This window comes from Afipia birgiae 34632 (assembly GCF_000308295.2).
GTDB lineage: Bacteria > Pseudomonadota > Alphaproteobacteria > Rhizobiales > Xanthobacteraceae > Afipia > Afipia birgiae.
The window spans coordinates 1,145,671-1,161,084 of the sequence record NZ_HG326652.1 but is presented as its reverse complement, the minus strand read 5'-3'; the positions used below and the strand labels follow the sequence as shown (position 1 = coordinate 1,161,084).

At 61.6% G+C, this 15,414-nt stretch carries 14 protein-coding genes and 1 pseudogene; 11 read left to right on the top strand and 4 right to left on the bottom strand.

The window, feature by feature from the left end; genetic code table 11:
- Window positions 1–16 precede the first annotated feature (16 nt).
- Window positions 17–487 (bottom strand): annotated as a pseudogene (locus tag BN32_RS27580) (CinA family protein); the annotation flags it as partial.
- Window positions 484–1,680, bottom strand: a complete 1,197-nt coding sequence (locus BN32_RS05605) for a bifunctional 2-C-methyl-D-erythritol 4-phosphate cytidylyltransferase/2-C-methyl-D-erythritol 2,4-cyclodiphosphate synthase (protein ID WP_082773422.1) — start codon at window positions 1,678–1,680, stop codon at window positions 484–486. The pseudogene BN32_RS27580 and the gene BN32_RS05605, both read right to left, overlap by 4 nt.
- A gap of 248 nt (window positions 1,681–1,928) precedes the next feature.
- Between BN32_RS05605 and dusB the strand changes: the two genes are divergently transcribed.
- The 8 genes from dusB (at window position 1,929) to hflX (ending at window position 12,309) form a co-directional block, all read left to right on the top strand.
- Window positions 1,929–2,963: a tRNA dihydrouridine synthase DusB gene (dusB, locus tag BN32_RS05600; RefSeq protein ID WP_019197144.1), complete on the top strand. Its 1,035-nt coding sequence runs from the start codon at window positions 1,929–1,931 to the stop codon at window positions 2,961–2,963.
- Window positions 2,960–4,141 (top strand): two-component system sensor histidine kinase NtrB, encoded by a 1,182-nt coding sequence (locus BN32_RS05595; protein WP_019197143.1) that lies wholly within the window; start codon window positions 2,960–2,962, stop codon window positions 4,139–4,141. The genes dusB and BN32_RS05595 overlap by 4 nt, the downstream gene beginning before the upstream one ends.
- Window positions 4,142–4,143: 2 nt before the next feature.
- Window positions 4,144–5,586, top strand: coding sequence for a nitrogen regulation protein NR(I) (gene ntrC / locus BN32_RS05590; RefSeq protein WP_019197142.1), 1,443 nt, complete (start codon window positions 4,144–4,146; stop codon window positions 5,584–5,586).
- A gap of 238 nt (window positions 5,587–5,824) precedes the next feature.
- Window positions 5,825–8,089, top strand: a complete 2,265-nt coding sequence (locus BN32_RS05585; RefSeq protein WP_019197141.1) for a sensor histidine kinase NtrY-like — start codon at window positions 5,825–5,827, stop codon at window positions 8,087–8,089.
- 17 nt (window positions 8,090–8,106) lie between these two features.
- Window positions 8,107–9,477 (top strand): nitrogen assimilation response regulator NtrX, encoded by a 1,371-nt coding sequence (gene ntrX / locus BN32_RS05580; protein WP_019197140.1) that lies wholly within the window; start codon window positions 8,107–8,109, stop codon window positions 9,475–9,477.
- Window positions 9,478–9,643: 166 nt separating this feature from the next.
- The gene (locus BN32_RS05575) at window positions 9,644–10,501 is read left to right on the top strand and encodes a D-amino-acid transaminase (RefSeq protein WP_019197139.1); all 858 of its coding nucleotides are present in this window, start codon (window positions 9,644–9,646) and stop codon (window positions 10,499–10,501) included.
- A gap of 170 nt (window positions 10,502–10,671) precedes the next feature.
- Window positions 10,672–10,920, top strand: coding sequence for an RNA chaperone Hfq (gene hfq / locus BN32_RS05570; protein WP_006020546.1), 249 nt, complete (start codon window positions 10,672–10,674; stop codon window positions 10,918–10,920).
- Between the two features lie 12 nt (window positions 10,921–10,932).
- Complete coding sequence (gene hflX / locus BN32_RS05565; protein WP_019197138.1) at window positions 10,933–12,309, top strand: GTPase HflX; 1,377 nt, start codon at window positions 10,933–10,935, stop codon at window positions 12,307–12,309.
- Window positions 12,310–12,327: 18 nt separating this feature from the next.
- Here the strand turns inward: hflX and mazG are convergent, their stop codons facing one another.
- On the bottom strand, window positions 12,328–13,143 hold the full coding sequence (mazG, locus tag BN32_RS05560) for a nucleoside triphosphate pyrophosphohydrolase (protein WP_040425477.1): 816 nt from the start codon (window positions 13,141–13,143) through the stop codon (window positions 12,328–12,330).
- A 94-nt stretch (window positions 13,144–13,237) separates the two neighbouring features.
- Here mazG and queC point away from each other — a divergent pair, with 94 nt between their 5' ends.
- Both queC and BN32_RS05550 read left to right on the top strand, forming a co-directional pair.
- Window positions 13,238–13,966 carry a 7-cyano-7-deazaguanine synthase QueC gene (gene queC / locus BN32_RS05555; protein ID WP_019197136.1) on the top strand — a complete coding sequence of 243 codons (729 nt, stop codon included), beginning with the start codon at window positions 13,238–13,240 and terminating at the stop codon, window positions 13,964–13,966.
- Window positions 13,963–14,520, top strand: coding sequence for a VUT family protein (locus BN32_RS05550; RefSeq protein ID WP_019197135.1), 558 nt, complete (start codon window positions 13,963–13,965; stop codon window positions 14,518–14,520). The genes queC and BN32_RS05550 overlap by 4 nt, the downstream gene beginning before the upstream one ends.
- Here BN32_RS05550 and BN32_RS05545 read toward each other — a convergent pair.
- Window positions 14,507–15,247, bottom strand: coding sequence for an enoyl-CoA hydratase/isomerase family protein (locus BN32_RS05545; RefSeq protein WP_244438093.1), 741 nt, complete (start codon window positions 15,245–15,247; stop codon window positions 14,507–14,509). The two genes, BN32_RS05550 and BN32_RS05545, sit on opposite strands and share 14 nt — an antisense overlap.
- Here BN32_RS05545 and BN32_RS27575 point away from each other — a divergent pair.
- Window positions 15,159–15,410, top strand: coding sequence for a DUF1272 domain-containing protein (locus tag BN32_RS27575; protein ID WP_082773424.1), 252 nt, complete (start codon window positions 15,159–15,161; stop codon window positions 15,408–15,410). The two genes, BN32_RS05545 and BN32_RS27575, sit on opposite strands and share 89 nt — an antisense overlap.
- Window positions 15,411–15,414 lie beyond the last annotated feature (4 nt).

Below are 15,414 nucleotides of genomic sequence, written 5' to 3'. Positions count from 1 at the left end.
GCGCCATCTCCGTCAGCATTTTCAAAGCTTCAATCACCGACTGTTCGCGCACGTTGTTGCGGCCGACTGCACCGAATCGGCATTCCTTGTGAGCGATGCGGCCGTCGCGTGCAGCGACCGCCAGATGCACCAGTCCGACAGGCTTGCCCGGCGTCGCGCCGCCGGGTCCGGCGATGCCGGTGATCGAAACCGCCAGATCAACATCGGCATGTTCGAGCGCGCCGAACGCCATTGCGGTCGCAGTTTCCTTGCTGACCGCGCCGAATGTTTCGAGCGTGGACGTCTCGACGCCCAGCATCGCGTGCTTGGCTTCGTTGGAATAGGTGACGAAGCCGCGATCGACCACATCGGAAGAACCGGGAATTTCGGTCAGCGCCGCCGCGACCAGCCCCCCCGTGCAGGATTCGGCGGTCGCAATCGTCAGCTTGCGCATCCGGCACAGATCCAGCAACGAGCGGGAGAGGGCGCGAATGGCGCTCGTGCTCATGCGATTTGCCCGCCTTCGTCCCAGGGAAGGCGGATCGTCGCGCTGGCGGTCGCGGCAATGCCTTCCTGGCGTCCGGTAAATCCGAGCCGCTCGCTCGTTGTCGCCTTCACGGCAACACGCGATTGCGGAAGGCCGGTGATCTCAGCAATCTTCGCACGCATCGCATCGCGCAGCGGGCCGATCTTCGGTGCCTCGCAAATCATCGTCACTTCGAGATGCGCGATACGGCCACCACGCTTGCCGACGAGTTCGGCGGCATGTTTCAGGAACTGGTCGGACGCCGCACCCTTCCACTTCGGGTCGCTCGGCGGGAAGTGCGAACCGATGTCGCCATAGGCCAGCGCGCCGAGGATAGCGTCGACGAGCGCATGCAGTCCGACGTCGCCATCGGAATGCGCAAGGAAGCCGCGATTGAACGGCACGCGTACGCCGCACAGCATCAGGTGATCGCCGTCGGTCAGCGCATGCACGTCATAGCCGGTGCCGGTGCGGATATCGCCCAGCATGGCGCCGAGACGCGCTTCCTCGCGTGCAAAGTCTTCCGGTGTGGTCAGTTTCATGTTCGCAGCATCGCCTTCAAAGGTCGCGACGGTCAATCCTGCCCATTCGGCAATTGCGGCGTCGTCGGTGAAATCATCGCGGCCTTCGCGCGCTGCGCGGCGATGAGCTTCGAGAATAGCGTCGAACCGAAACGCCTGCGGCGTCTGCGCGATTCGCAGATTTCCACGCTCCGGGGTCGCCTGGATGGCGCCGGTCGCATCGACCACCTTGATGGTGTCGGTCACCGGCACGACGGGAATCGCGGCACCCGTGATCAACGCGGCGTCAATGGCGCGAGAAATCACCTTGTCCGTGACGAACGCGCGCGCTGCGTCGTGAATGAGAACGATGTCCGGCGCCTCGCTCGCAAGCGCTTCGAGACCGGCGCGGACCGACGCCTGCCGCGTCGCGCCGCCATTCACCGGCGACTGATATTTGAGGTGACAGACCGCCTGGTCGAAGATGTCGGCATCGTCCGGATTACGCACCGGCTGGACGGCGAAGACATCCGGATGGGTGCAAAACGGCTCCATCGCCCTCGAAAGGACGGTTTTACCGCCGATGGACCGATATTGCTTGGGGCCTCCGGTCCCGGCGCGAAGTCCGCGGCCGGCGGCAACGATAATAGCGGCAGTCCGTTTTAGTGTTGGCATGGGTAGGTAACGACCGTCCGGGCAGGGTGGATGAGCCGAATACTGGCGGGTTTCGGTGCAGCCCTTAGCATATTCGGGCAGGGAGCAGCACGATTCCGCAACCCTGTGAAGAATTTGGAAGAATTGTTGCGGCGCACTTGCATGTCGTCCGTAATTGGCTAAAGTGTAGGCATGATTTTTCGATGCTTAGAAATTGAGCTGCGCGCGCTCCGCAATGAAGCGGGATTCGTCAAAAAACGGGATACGCGGTGATCGGCACAGCACCGACACGTCAGGCAGCGCTGACCATTGGCGACATCGAGGTCGCCAATCGCGTTCTCCTCGCCCCGATGTCAGGGGTGACCGATGCTCCGTTCCGGCGCATTGCTGCAGAGCTGGGGGCAGGCCTCGTCGTCTCCGAGATGACGGCCAGCGACGATCTCGCGCGCGGCCGCCCGATGTCCGTCCTGCGCTGTGAGGCCGCCGGTATTGGCCCGCATGTGGTTCAACTTGCCGGATGCGAAACGCACTGGATGGCCGAAGGCGCCCGGATCGCGGAGGCCGCCGGCGCCGACATCATCGACATCAACATGGGTTGCCCGGCACGCCACGTGACCGGCGGCCAGTCTGGCTCAGCACTCATGCGCGATCTCGATCATGCGCTGCGGCTTGTCGAGGCCACGGTGTCTGCGGTCAGCGTCCCGGTAACGCTCAAGATGCGGCTTGGCTGGGACGACACCTCGCTCAACGCTCCGGAGCTTGCGCGCCGCGCGGAAGCCGCAGGCGTGAAAATGATTACAGTTCACGGGCGCACACGCTGCCAGTTCTACAAGGGAAGCGCCGACTGGGCTGCAGTACGGCCCGTAAAAGACGCCGTCACGGTGCCTGTGGTGGTCAACGGCGACATCACCTCGTTCGAACAAGCCGCTATCGCGCTCGAAGCGTCCGGCGCGGACGCAGTCATGATCGGACGCGGTGCGCAGGGGCAACCGTGGCTACCGGGACAGATCGCTCGTCGCCTCGACGGTGGCAAGCCCGAGCAGGCCCCGCAACTCAGTACGCAACTGGACCATCTCTGCAATCTCTACGATCAGGTGGTGGAACACTACGGACCTCACGTCGGCACGCGCCACGCGCGCAAGCATCTCGGCTGGGCGCTCGATGTGGCAGCAAAGGGCAGTGCAGCGTCCGCGGACGTCCTCAAGCGATGGCGGCAAATCATTCTGACCGCAACCGAGCCGGCCCACGTCCGCCGCTCGCTTCAGGATGCCTTTGGCGAATTTTCCTGGAGCGCTGCTGCATGAGCAACGTCGCCGAACAACGCATTCCGCTACTCGCAAACAGCGATGCGATCCTGAATGCGCTGCCCAATCCGGTGATGCTGATCGCTCCGGACGGCAAGATTCTCGACGCGAATATCGCGGCGGAATTCTTCTTTGAAACATCGATCCCGCATCTGCAGCGGCAGATGCTGCGTGAACTCGTCCCGTTCGGCAGCCCGCTGCTGGCGCTGATCGATCAGGTGCGTCGCACCGGCTCGGCCGTAAACGAATACAAAGTTGACCTCGGTACGCCGCGCATCGGGGGTGATCGTCAGGTCGATCTCCATGTCGCGCCACTGGGCGAGCATCCGGGGCACATCGTTGTGATGCTTCAGGAACGCACCATCGCCGACAAGATGGACCGTCAGTTGACCCATCGCAGCGCCGCACGTTCGGTGATCGCGCTGGCCGCGATGCTGGCGCACGAGATCAAAAATCCGCTGTCGGGGATACGAGGAGCGGCGCAACTGCTCGAGCAGGCGGCATCTCCGGAAGACCGAACGCTGACGCGGCTGATCTGCGATGAAGCGGACCGGATCGTGACCCTCGTCGATCGCATGGAAGTATTCGGCGACGAGCGTCCCGTGGCGCGCGGCCCCGTCAACATCCATTCCGTGTTCGATCACGTTAAACGGCTCGCGCAGTCGGGCTTTGCGCGTAACGTGAAGTTCGTCGAGGAGTACGATCCCTCGCTGCCGCCGGTGCTGGCCAATCAGGATCAGCTGATTCAGGTGTTCTTGAATCTCGTGAAGAATGCTGCCGAAGCCGTTGCCGATCTTGGCACCGACGGCGAGATCCAGCTCACCACAGCGTTTCGGCCGGGAGTGCGTCTTTCCGTTCCGGGCAAAAAGTCGCGAGTTTCGCTGCCGCTCGAGTTTTGTGTGAAGGACAACGGTCCAGGCGTTCCCGAAGATTTGCTGCCCAATCTGTTCGATCCGTTCGTCACGACGAAGCCGACGGGAAGCGGGCTCGGTCTCGCGCTTGTCGCGAAGATCGTCGGAGATCACGGCGGAATCATCGAGTGTGAATCTCTGCCACGCAAAACGGTGTTTCGCGTGCTGCTGCCAATGTTCAACCCAGCAAAGAACCAGAACCATAGCAATGGCGACGCGCGCCCGGGAACGCCGTCGCATGCCTCACAGACTGCAGATGAGGAATAAAAATGCCCGCAGGTAGCATACTTGTCGCTGACGACGACACAGCCATCCGAACCGTTCTCAACCAGGCGTTGTCACGCGCCGGATACGAGGTGCGGCTGACCGGAAATGCCGCCACGTTGTGGCGCTGGGTCAGCCAGGGTGAGGGGGACCTCGTCATCACCGACGTCGTGATGCCGGATGAGAACGCTTTCGATCTGCTGCCGCGGATCAAGAAGATGCGTCCGAATCTGCCGGTCATCGTCATGAGCGCGCAGAACACGTTCATGACGGCGATCAGGGCATCCGAGCGCGGCGCTTACGAGTATTTACCGAAGCCGTTCGACCTCAAGGAATTGATCGCGATTGTCGGCCGCGCGCTGTCGGAGCCGAAAGAACGCCCGACCACGGTCAAGGACGAGGGTGAGTTCGATTCCATTCCGCTGGTCGGCCGCTCGCCGGCGATGCAGGAAATCTACCGCGTCTTGGCGCGCCTGATGCAGACCGATCTGACGGTCATGATCTCCGGCGAGTCTGGTACCGGCAAGGAGTTGGTCGCGCGCGCGCTGCATGACTACGGCAAGCGCCGCAACGGTCCGTTCGTCGCCGTCAACATGGCTGCGATTCCGCGCGACCTCATCGAGTCCGAACTGTTCGGACACGAACGCGGAGCGTTCACCGGCGCGAATGCCCGCGCGACCGGCCGCTTCGAACAGGCCGAGGGCGGTACCTTGTTCCTCGACGAAATCGGCGACATGCCGATGGAGGCACAGACCCGCTTGCTCCGTGTGTTGCAGCAGGGCGAATACACCACAGTCGGCGGCCGCACTCCGATCAAGACGGACGTCCGAATCGTCGCGGCCAGCAACAAGGACCTGCGCATTCTGATTCAGCAGGGGCTGTTCCGCGAGGATCTGTTCTTCCGCCTCAACGTTGTGCCGCTGCGGCTGCCGCCGCTTCGCGAGCGCATCGAGGATTTGCCGGACCTGATCCGGCACTTCTTCGCGCTGGCCGAGAAGGACGGACTGCCCCCAAAGAAACTCGACGCGCAGGCGTTGGAGCGGCTCAAGCAGCATCGCTGGCCTGGCAACGTCCGCGAGCTTGAAAACCTTGCGCGCCGTCTTGCCGCGCTCTATCCGCAGGATGTCATTACCGGCTCGGTTATTGAGGGCGAGCTTGCGCCGCCTGCCGTGGTTTCGGGTGGCAGCATGCCGCAAAGCGTCGACAATCTCGGTGGCGCGGTCGAGATGTATCTGGCATCGCATTTCGCGGGCTTCCCGAACGGACTGCCGCCGCCGGGGCTCTACCATCGCATCCTCAAGGAGATCGAAATCCCGCTACTGACGGCGGCGCTGGCGGCCAATCGCGGCAACCAGATCAGGGCCGCGGACCTCTTGGGATTGAACCGGAACACCCTTCGCAAGAAGATCCGGGACCTCGACATTCAGGTCTATCGTAGCGGCAGCTAAGGCGCGCCTTGGCTCATTGCGGGCGCCTTGCGGTTGACCCCGCCGGGCGAAGACGCGTGGTATTCCAGTGACTCCGCTGGATTTGACAGGCCCTTAGAGCGGTTAAAACCCGTTGAAAGGGCGGGCATTGAAATTCCGCGCCTAGGAAATGTCGCAATTCAGCAACATTGTGATATGAATGCATCACTGGACACGGCAGCCGCCGTGTTCCGGCAATTTGGCCTGACACGATCCCCGCATGAGCGCAGCAGAAGCGTCGGCCCAGTCCCTTGATCCGTCGGCTGCCGAGCCGTCAGGCCGGCCGTGGCATCGGCTGTTGGCCCCGTTCGCGGTCGGCTTGGCACTCCTATCGGCATTCCTGACGTTCGTGGTGCTGACCGGACTGACCCCGATCGCACCGACCCACGAAATCGTCGTCACGTTCCTCCTGATCAATGGCGCAACTATCCTGTTGCTGCTCGGGATCATCGCGCGCGAGGTGTGGCAGGTCGTTCAGGCCCGGCGTCGCGGCCGTGCGGCAGCGCGCCTCCATGTTCAGATCGTCAGCCTGTTCTCGGTGATCGCGGTGTTGCCGGCCGTGCTGGTATCGATCGTCGCCAACGTCACCATCGATCGCGGTCTCGACCGTTTGTTTTCGGTTCGCACCCGTGCGGTGATCGAGAACTCACTGATCGTCGCTAACGCCTACGTCTACGAGCACGCGCAGCTTATTCGCGGCGATATCCTCGGCATGTCGAACGACATTGCGCGTGCGCGGCCACTGTACGATCAGGATCGGCAGACCTTCCGCACCGTGCTGACGTCGAGCGCGAGGTCGCGCAATCTGCCCGGTGCCATGATTATCGACAAGGACCGTAATATCCTTGAGACAGCAGCTACCGGAATCCGGCAGGATTTCCAGACACCGGCTGCGGACTTCCTCAAGAACGTCACCGAGGACGAACCCCAGATCGCGGTGTTCATTGAACAGAATTACGTTGCTGCGGTCATCCGCCTGCGCGCGTTCCAGGACACGTTCCTTTATGTGGCGCGGCTGCTTGACCCGCGTGTCGTTGCGCAGTTGCAGCAGACACAGGCGAGTGTGAAGGAATACGCTGAGCTCGAGTCACGACGTCTCGGAATTCAGGTCGCCTTCGCGTTGATGTTCACCGTGATCGCGCTGACCGTGCTGATGTCGTCAGTGCTGATCGGTCTGAATTTCGCTAACTGGCTGGTTGCTCCGATTCGCCGGCTGATGGGCGCAGCCAAACTCGTCTCCACCGGTGACCTCCATGTCCAGGTCCCCGTCATCAAATCCGAAGGCGATCTCGCTAGCCTGGGCGAAACCTTCAACAAGATGACGCAGGAATTGCGCACCCAGCGCGACGACCTTGTCAATGCGAGCGGGCTCATCGACAGCCGGCGCAGGTTCATTGAAGCCGTTCTCTCATCTGCAAGCGCCGGCATCATTGGTGTGGACGGCAGCGGAAAGATCGCTGTTCTCAACCGCTCTGCGGAGAAGCTGATCGGACATTCGGAATCGGAAGTCATGGGCAAGCCGCTGTCCGAGATCGTTCCGGAACTCGACGAACTAATGGCGACAGCGCGGAGCAGCGCGCAACGGCTGTTGCAGGGGCAAATCGAGATCAACCGCGACAGCGTCGAACGCAATCTGTCGGTACGCGTCAGCTCCGAGCAGACCGGACAATCCAACGAGAGCTACATCATCACGCTCGACGACATTACCGAACTTGTCACCGCACAGCGCACGTCGGCATGGGCGGACGTCGCGCGCCGCATCGCGCACGAGATCAAGAACCCGCTGACGCCAATCCAGTTGTCCGCCGAGCGCATTCGCCGCAAGTTCGGCAAGGTGATCACGGAAGATCGGCCCATTTTCGATCAATGCACGGATACGATTATCCGCCAGGTCGACGACATTCGCAGGATGGTCGATGAGTTCTCGAAGTTTGCAAGGATGCCGAAGCCCGTCATTGAGGGCGAGGATGTCGCGGACACGGTTCGTCAGACGGTGTTTCTGATGCGGGTCGGGTATCCCGACGTCGATATCGAAGTCGATATCAAGCAGGAGCCGATGCATGCGAAGTTCGACCGTCGCCTGATTTCGCAGGGACTGACGAACATTATCAAGAACGCGACCGAAGCCATCGCCGCGGTTCCGGCCGGCGAAATTCAGCGCGGACATATTGAGGTCATCGCCACGCGCGAGAACGACGATATCGTGATCGACATTGTGGACAACGGGATCGGGCTGCCCAAAGAAAGCCGCGCGCGCCTGCTTGAGCCGTATGTCACCACCCGCGAGAAAGGCACAGGCCTTGGTCTCGCGATTGTCGGCCGTGTTCTGGAAGATCACGGCGGACGCATCGAACTAAATGACGCATCCGCCCTTCGACCCGGAGCACGGGGCGCCTGGGTGCGGATGAGGTTCTCCGTCTTCGGCCAGGTGAAGGACACCGCGGCCGAGGAAGCCAAAGAAGCAGAAGCCGTAACTGGCAATTGACAGAGCGGGCGTGATTTATGGCCAATGACATTTTGATCGTCGACGATGAAGCGGATATTCGAGACCTCGTTGCGGGCATTCTCGATGACGAAGGTTTCAAGACGCGCACTGCGCGCGACAGCGATAGCGCGCTGGCGGAAATTTCGGGCCGCCGGCCGAACCTGATATTTCTCGATATCTGGCTGCAGGGCAGCCGTCTCGACGGCTTGCAGCTGCTTGAGCAGATCAAGCTTGAACACCCCGAAGTTCCCGTGGTGATGATTTCCGGACACGGCAATATCGAAACGGCTGTCGCGGCGATCAAGCGCGGCGCTTATGACTTCATCGAGAAACCCTTCAAGGCCGACCGGCTGATTCTTGTTGCAAACCGGGCACTGGAAACATCGCGGCTCAAGCGTGAGGTTCGCGAACTCAAGCAGCATGCTCCGTCGTCGGGAACGCTGGTTGGCCGCTCACCGTGCATGAATCAGCTACGTCAGACCATCGATCGCGCGGCCAAGGCCAATAGCCGCATCATGATCGTCGGCCCGTCAGGCGGCGGTAAGGAACTAGCGGCGCGCACGTTGCACGCGACGTCCAGCCGCGCCGACGGTCCGTTCGTCGTCATTAACGCCGCCGCCATCACGCCGGAGCGAATGGAAGTTGAACTGTTCGGCATCGAATTGTCCGACGGAGAAACCGGCCGCAAGCCGGGCGCGCTTGAAGAAGCGCATGGCGGCACTTTGTTTATCGACGAGATCGCCGACATGCCGCGCGAAACCCAGAACCGGATCCTGCGCGTGCTGGTCGATCAGACGTTCCAGCGGGCAGGCGGCACTACCAAGGTCAGCGTCGACGTTCGTATCGTCTCCTCGACAGCGCGCAATCTTGAAGCCGAAATCGCCGAAGGAAAATTCCGCGAGGATCTTTACCACCGGCTTTCCGTCGTTCCGATCCGCGTGCCGCCGCTCTCGGAGCGCCGCGAGGACATTCCTGACCTCGTCGAATATTTTATGGACCAGATCTCGTCCGCGACTGGGCTCCCGAAACGGCGGATCGGTGAGGACGCCATGGCGGTGCTCCAATCGCACGTCTGGCCGGGCAACGTCCGGCAACTGCGCAACAATGTTGAACGCGTGATGATCCTGGCCGGTGGCGATGCCGACGCGGCCATCACGGCGGACATGCTGCCGCAGGATGTCGGTTCGATGATCCCGGCCATGCCGACCGGCAACAACGGCGAGCACATTATGGGCCTGCCGCTGCGCGAGGCCCGCGAAGTGTTCGAACGCGATTATCTGATCGCGCAGATCAGCCGCTTCTCAGGCAACATCTCGCGGACGGCAGAATTCGTGGGCATGGAGCGCTCGGCGCTGCATCGCAAGCTCAAGGCGCTGGGTGTAGGCTAGTGTGGCTGTTCACAAGTTCGCAATGAGATTGCAGCAAACTCTATTTGCGAACTTGTGAACCAAAGCCACACTAGAAATATTAAGTTGCTCGTGTCTCTTTGATTCCGAAGTTCGTATCGGGGAGCGCTGCAAGGTTTTACGAACTTCGGAATCGAGACACGAGTCCATGTCCCGCATTGCCTATGTCAACGGCCAGTACCGCGACATGCGGGACGCCAGCGTGAATATCGAAGACCGCGGCTATCAGTTTTCAGATGGCGTCTATGAGGTTTGCGAGATCAGGAGCGGCAAGGTCGTCGATATGCCGCGCCACCTCGCGCGGCTACAGCGCTCGTTGCGTGAATTGCGGATCGACATGCCGATGCCTCTCGCTGCATTGGAAATCGTCATCCACGAGACCGTGCGGCGAAATCGCGTCACTTACGGCATCGTCTACCTGCAGGTGACGCGCGGCGTCTCTCGCCGGGATCATGCTTTCCCGGCCAATCCGGTGAAGCCCGCCTTGGTGGTGACCGCGCGCGGCCTCAATTTTCAGAAGAACCAGGACACCGCTGCCCAGGGCATCGGTGTCATCACCACTCCCGAGAATCGCTGGCCCCGTGTCGACATCAAGTCGGTGTCGTTGTTGCCCAACGTGCTCGCAAAACAGCAGGCGCGCGAGAACAACGCCTATGAGGCATGGTTCGTCGATGGCGATGGCCATGTTACGGAGGGATCATCAAGCAACGCCTGGATCATTACGAAGGATGGCAAGGTCGTCACCCGATCAGCTGACAGCGGCATCCTTGCCGGTATCACCCGCGCCGTGCTGACCGAAGTGCTCGCGGCGCTCCAGATCAAGCTTGAGGAGCGTCCGTTTACCCCTGCCGAGGCCTATGAAGCAGCCGAGGCGTTCGTGACTGCCTCCAGCCAAATCGTCATGCCGGTAGTCCGGATCGACGGCCGCAGCATCGGAAACGGCAAGCCGGGCACCATTTCAATGCGGTTGCGGGAAGAATTCCACCGATTTTCAGCATTTTCGTAAGTTTTCCGCCCCTTTGGCCGCTTAGCCGGGTACCACGGCCTTGCCTAATAACCGGGCGTGTCCTTTAATCGCGCTGCAGCACCCGGAGGGGGATCTCAGGGACGCCGGCAGCCAGACCACGCCCCGAAGAGGGCAGGCTGGCCCAAATAACAAGAATGCGGGATAAGAAAATGGCGGCAGACCGCGCACAAAACCTACAAGACACGTTTCTCAATCACGTTCGCAAAACAAAGACGCCACTGACGATCTTTCTGGTCAATGGAGTGAAGTTGCAGGGCATTGTCACATGGTTTGACAATTTCTGCCTGCTGCTTCGGCGCGATGGTCATTCGCAGCTTGTCTATAAGCATGCGATCTCGACGATCATGCCTGGCGCTCCAATCCAGTTGTTCGAAGGCGGCGAGGACGCGCCAGCTTGAGATTGAACTGATTTGGAACCCCGGAACTTCGACGGGGCCGCCGACCGTCCGCGGTCGGCGAGGGGTGATACAGGACGGGTGCTGGTCATCGGTCCTTACAAGCGCGCGCGCCGGGGCGATCCTGACGCGCCAATGATGTCTCATGGCACACGCAATCCGGACGCACGGCTTGAAGAGGCCGTCGGTCTGGCGCGCGCCATCGATCTGACCGTGGCGGAAGCGGTCGTTGCACCGCTAAGCGAGATCCGTCCTGCGACCTATCTCGGTAAGGGCAAGGTCGAGGAGATGATCGGCCTCATCAAGGCCAACGATGTCGATCTGGTGGTGATGGACTGCGCGCTGTCGCCGGTTCAGCAGCGCAACCTCGAAAAAGAATGGAATGCGAAGGTGCTCGACCGCACCGGGCTTATTCTGGAAATCTTCGGCCGCCGCGCGAAGACCCGCGAAGGGACGTTGCAGGTTGAACTCGCGCACCTGAACTACCAGCGCAGCCGTCTCGTGCGATCCTGGACCCATCTCGAACGCCAGCGCGGCGGCTTCGGCTTCATGGGGGGGCCTGGCGAAACCCAGATCGAAGCCGACCGCCGCATGATCGGCGAGCGTATCACGCGCATTGAAAACGAGATCAAGAAGGTCCAAGCGACGCGCCGGTTGCATCGGGCAGGGCGCCAACGCGTGCCTTACCGTGTCGTGGCGCTGGTTGGTTACACGAATGCCGGCAAGTCGACACTGTTCAACCGGCTGACCCGCGCCGATGTCCAGGCTGCCGACATGTTGTTTGCAACGCTGGACCCGACGTTGCGCGCCCTGACATTGCCGCACGGCGGCAAGGCGATGCTGTCGGATACGGTCGGCTTCATCTCCGACCTGCCGACCATGCTGGTGGCCGCGTTTCGCGCCACGCTGGAAGAAGTCATCGAGGCCGACGTTATCCTGCACGTGCGCGATATCTCGCACGAAGATGCTGAGGCCCAACAACACGACGTTGAAGGCGTGTTGCGTCAGCTCGGTATCGACCCGGATAGCGGTCAGCGCATCCTGGAAGTCTGGAATAAGATCGATCGCTTCGACGAAGAAGAACGCGCCAATCTGTCGAATATCGCCGCTCGCAGGCCGGCGGAGCGGCCTTGCTTTCCGGTCTCAGCCGAGACAGGCGAGGGCGTGGAAGCCCTGATCGAGGCCATCGAGCGGCGTCTCGCGGTTACGCGCGTGACCCTTGAACTCTCCATCGACGCATCTGATGGCGCAGGCATCAGCTGGCTGCACCGGAACGCCGAAGTCCTCGACAAGCAGATGCAGGACGGCCGGTTTGCCATGACTGTGCGCGTCGATGAAACCAAGCGCGACATCACAATTGCCAAGTTCGGCGCGGTGCCCAGCACGCACTGAATACGCGTGCGTCGAAAATTATGTCGCTGTTTTCGCCTCGTTCCACAGCGCATCCATTTCGGCCAGCGTCGCCGCTTCCAGCGATGAACCGCGCGCGGCGAGGGTGCGCTCGATATAGGCGAAGCGCCGCTCGAACTTCGCATTGGTGGCGCGCAGGGCCATCTCGGGATCGGCCTTGGCGTGACGCGCGAGATTGACGACCGCAAACAGAAGGTCGCCGGTCTCCTCGGCAATGTGGGAATCATTGCCACTGTCCAGCGCGGCTTCGATTTCGTCAGCTTCCTCGCGGATCTTCGCAAGCACAGCGCGCGGGTCGTTCCAGTCGAAGCCGACAGTGGAGGCGGTGCGTTGCAAGTCCATCGCCCGCGCCAATGCGGGCTGGCTCTTTTTCACGTTGTCCAGCAGGCCGGGCTTGGCGTCGAGAACTTCACCGCGCAGCGCCGCTCGCTCGGCCCTTTCTTCGGCCTTGATGCTGTGCCACAGGCCCTTCACCTCGTCGGGCGTCATGTGTCCGGCTTTCTCGCCGAACACATGGGGATGACGCCGGGTCATTTTCGTCGTGATCGCATTCACAACGTCGCCGAACGCAAATGCGCCTTTCTCCTCTGCCATCCGCGCATGAAACACCACTTGCAGCAGCAGGTCGCCGAGTTCCTCCTTGAGGTCATCGAGATCGTTCCGTGCGATTGCCTCTGCAACCTCATAAGCTTCTTCGATGGTGTAGGGCGCGATGGTCGAGAAGGTCTGCTCCAGATCCCACGGGCAACCGGTTTTGGGCGTGCGCAGCGCCGCCATGATGTCGAGGAGTTTGGATATGTCATGGGAAGGAGGCATGGCGCACCGGGGCATGAAAAGGGCCTGCCCTCTATGCCGCAATGACGGTCTGGAGACAATTGGCGGCCGGGTGTCCGGATGCTAAGTGCAACCTATGACAGAGTTAGGCCAAAACAACGCAGCCTTGGTGCTTTTCTCCGGGGGGCAGGATTCCGCGACGTGCCTGGCATGGGCTCTCGCGCGCTTTACGCGCGTGGAAACAATCGGATTTTCCTACGGCCAGCGCCATGCGGTTGAACTCGATAGCCGGGCGAAACTGATCGACGGTATGATGGCGCTGCGGCCCGAGTGGGCTTCAAAGCTGGGCGAAAACCATACGCTGGATATTCCGACGCTCGGCGACATCTCCGAGACCGCACTAACACGCGATACGGCGATTGAAATGGGCGAGGGGGGCCTGCCCAATACCTTCGTGCCGGGCCGCAATCTGGTGTTCCTGACCTTCGCAGCCGCGCTGGCTTACCGGCGGGGCATCACCCACATTGTCGGCGGGATGTGCGAGACGGATTTCTCCGGCTATCCCGACTGCCGCGACGACACCATCAAGGCGCTGAATGTCGCGCTCAACCTCGGCATGGCGCGTCCGTTCGAACTGCATACGCCGCTGATGTGGCGCGACAAGGCCAACACATGGGCGCTGGCGGAGGAACTCGGCGGCAAGGGGCTGGTCGAACTGATCGTTGAACACTCCCACACCTGCTATCTCGGCGAGCGCGGGGCGCGTCATGACTGGGGCTACGGCTGCGGCGAATGTCCAGCCTGCAGCCTGCGCGCCAAGGGCTGGGCGACTTACGCCGCGCACGCAGTCTCCGAAGTGCGATGACCCAAGCACGGCACCTTCGCGCGGAAGGTTTTGTCTTCCTTGCCGCCTATATCGCTTGCATCCCGGTTGCGAACTGGCTGATCCAGCATGTCGGCACGGTCTGTCCACCGGACGGGCCATGTCTTATCCCGGTGGCGCCGGGTCTGATGGCTCCGAGCGGCGTGCTGATGGCCGGCCTCGCACTGGTACTGCGCGATCTGGTGCAGCGGCGGCTTGGCGTAACATACGGTTTGGCGGCGATCGGAGCGGGGACCGTGCTCTCGGCAGCGCTGGCCCCGGCGCCGCTGGTGATCGCGTCGGCGGTTGCGTTCCTGTTGTCGGAACTCGCCGACTTCGCCGTCTATACGCCACTGCAAAAACGCGGGCTTGTGCTCGCGGTCGCGGCGAGCAGCCTTGTGGGACTGGTGGCGGACTCGCTGCTCTTTCTGTGGCTCGCCTTCGGCAGCCTCGATTTTCTGTCAGGTCAGATCGTCGGTAAAGCCGTGATGGTGCTGCTGACGCTGCCGGCAATCCGCTGGCTGCGCAACAGGGACGAACGCCTCAGCGCCCCTTGAAATCGGCAGGCCGCTTTTCGAGAAATGAGGCAAGGCCTTCACGAAAATCCTGCGTGCGCATCAACGGCAGCAGTTGCAGGAAGACATGGTGGACATGATCGTTGAAGTTCTCCGAGAGTCCGACGCGCATCGTACGCTTGGCCGACTGGACCGCCAGCGGTGCATTTGCGGCGATCTCAGCCGCAAGCGCGCGGGCCCGTGGCATCAGCTCGGAGTCGGGGACGATGTGATTGGTCAAGCCCATCTCAAGGCTTTCCTTTGCCGACAGCGTGCGCCCTGTGAAGATGATTTCGGCGGCTATCGCCCAACCGAGCATGCGCGGCAGAAACCATGTCCCGCCTAACTCAGGCACGATACCGCGCTTGACGAAGGCAGCCGCGAACTTCGCGCTTTCGGCCATGATGCGAATATCGCAGCCCAGCGCCGTATCCATGCCGTAACCGGCCGCGACGCCATTGAGCGCGCAGATCGTCGGCTTCTCCATGTTGAATAAAATCGTCGGAGGCGCTGTTTTGAGGTCGAGGGTCGTTCGCGCGCCATCGGCATCGTTCTGCGAGCCAATTCCGGTGCCGCTCAGCTGCCTTGCGCGCTGTCTCGCGGCCGCATAGGCTCGACCAACGCGCACGGGGAAAAGCGAGATGATGAAGCTCAAGCCGAACTGCGAATGTTGCGATAAGGATTTGCCGCCGGAGAGCACCGAGGCAGTAATCTGCACATTTGAGTGCACGTTCTGCGTAACCTGCGCCGACACAGTATTTGGTAGTGTATGCCCGAACTGCGGTGGAAATTTCGTGCCACGCCCGATCAGGCCTGCAGCGATGTTGCGGAAATATCCGGCTTCGACCGAGCGGCATTTGCGCGCACAACCGTGTATCGCGAAAGCGAGCTGATATC

Bases quoted from the DNA above. Each gene is read 5' to 3' on its own strand.
- BN32_RS05605 (WP_082773422.1), bottom strand. From the start codon at position 1,680: ATGCCAACACTAAAACGGACTGCCGCTATTATCGTTGCCGCCGGCCGC.
- BN32_RS05595 (WP_019197143.1), top strand. From the start codon at position 2,960: ATGAGCAACGTCGCCGAACAACGCATTCCGCTACTCGCAAACAGCGAT.
- ntrC (WP_019197142.1), top strand. From the start codon at position 4,144: ATGCCCGCAGGTAGCATACTTGTCGCTGACGACGACACAGCCATCCGA.
- BN32_RS05585 (WP_019197141.1), top strand. From the start codon at position 5,825: ATGAGCGCAGCAGAAGCGTCGGCCCAGTCCCTTGATCCGTCGGCTGCC.
- ntrX (WP_019197140.1), top strand. From the start codon at position 8,107: ATGGCCAATGACATTTTGATCGTCGACGATGAAGCGGATATTCGAGAC.
- BN32_RS05575 (WP_019197139.1), top strand. From the start codon at position 9,644: ATGTCCCGCATTGCCTATGTCAACGGCCAGTACCGCGACATGCGGGAC.
- hfq (WP_006020546.1), top strand. From the start codon at position 10,672: ATGGCGGCAGACCGCGCACAAAACCTACAAGACACGTTTCTCAATCAC.
- mazG (WP_040425477.1), bottom strand. From the start codon at position 13,143: ATGCCTCCTTCCCATGACATATCCAAACTCCTCGACATCATGGCGGCG.
- queC (WP_019197136.1), top strand. From the start codon at position 13,238: ATGACAGAGTTAGGCCAAAACAACGCAGCCTTGGTGCTTTTCTCCGGG.
- BN32_RS05550 (WP_019197135.1), top strand. From the start codon at position 13,963: ATGACCCAAGCACGGCACCTTCGCGCGGAAGGTTTTGTCTTCCTTGCC.
- BN32_RS27575 (WP_082773424.1), top strand. From the start codon at position 15,159: ATGATGAAGCTCAAGCCGAACTGCGAATGTTGCGATAAGGATTTGCCG.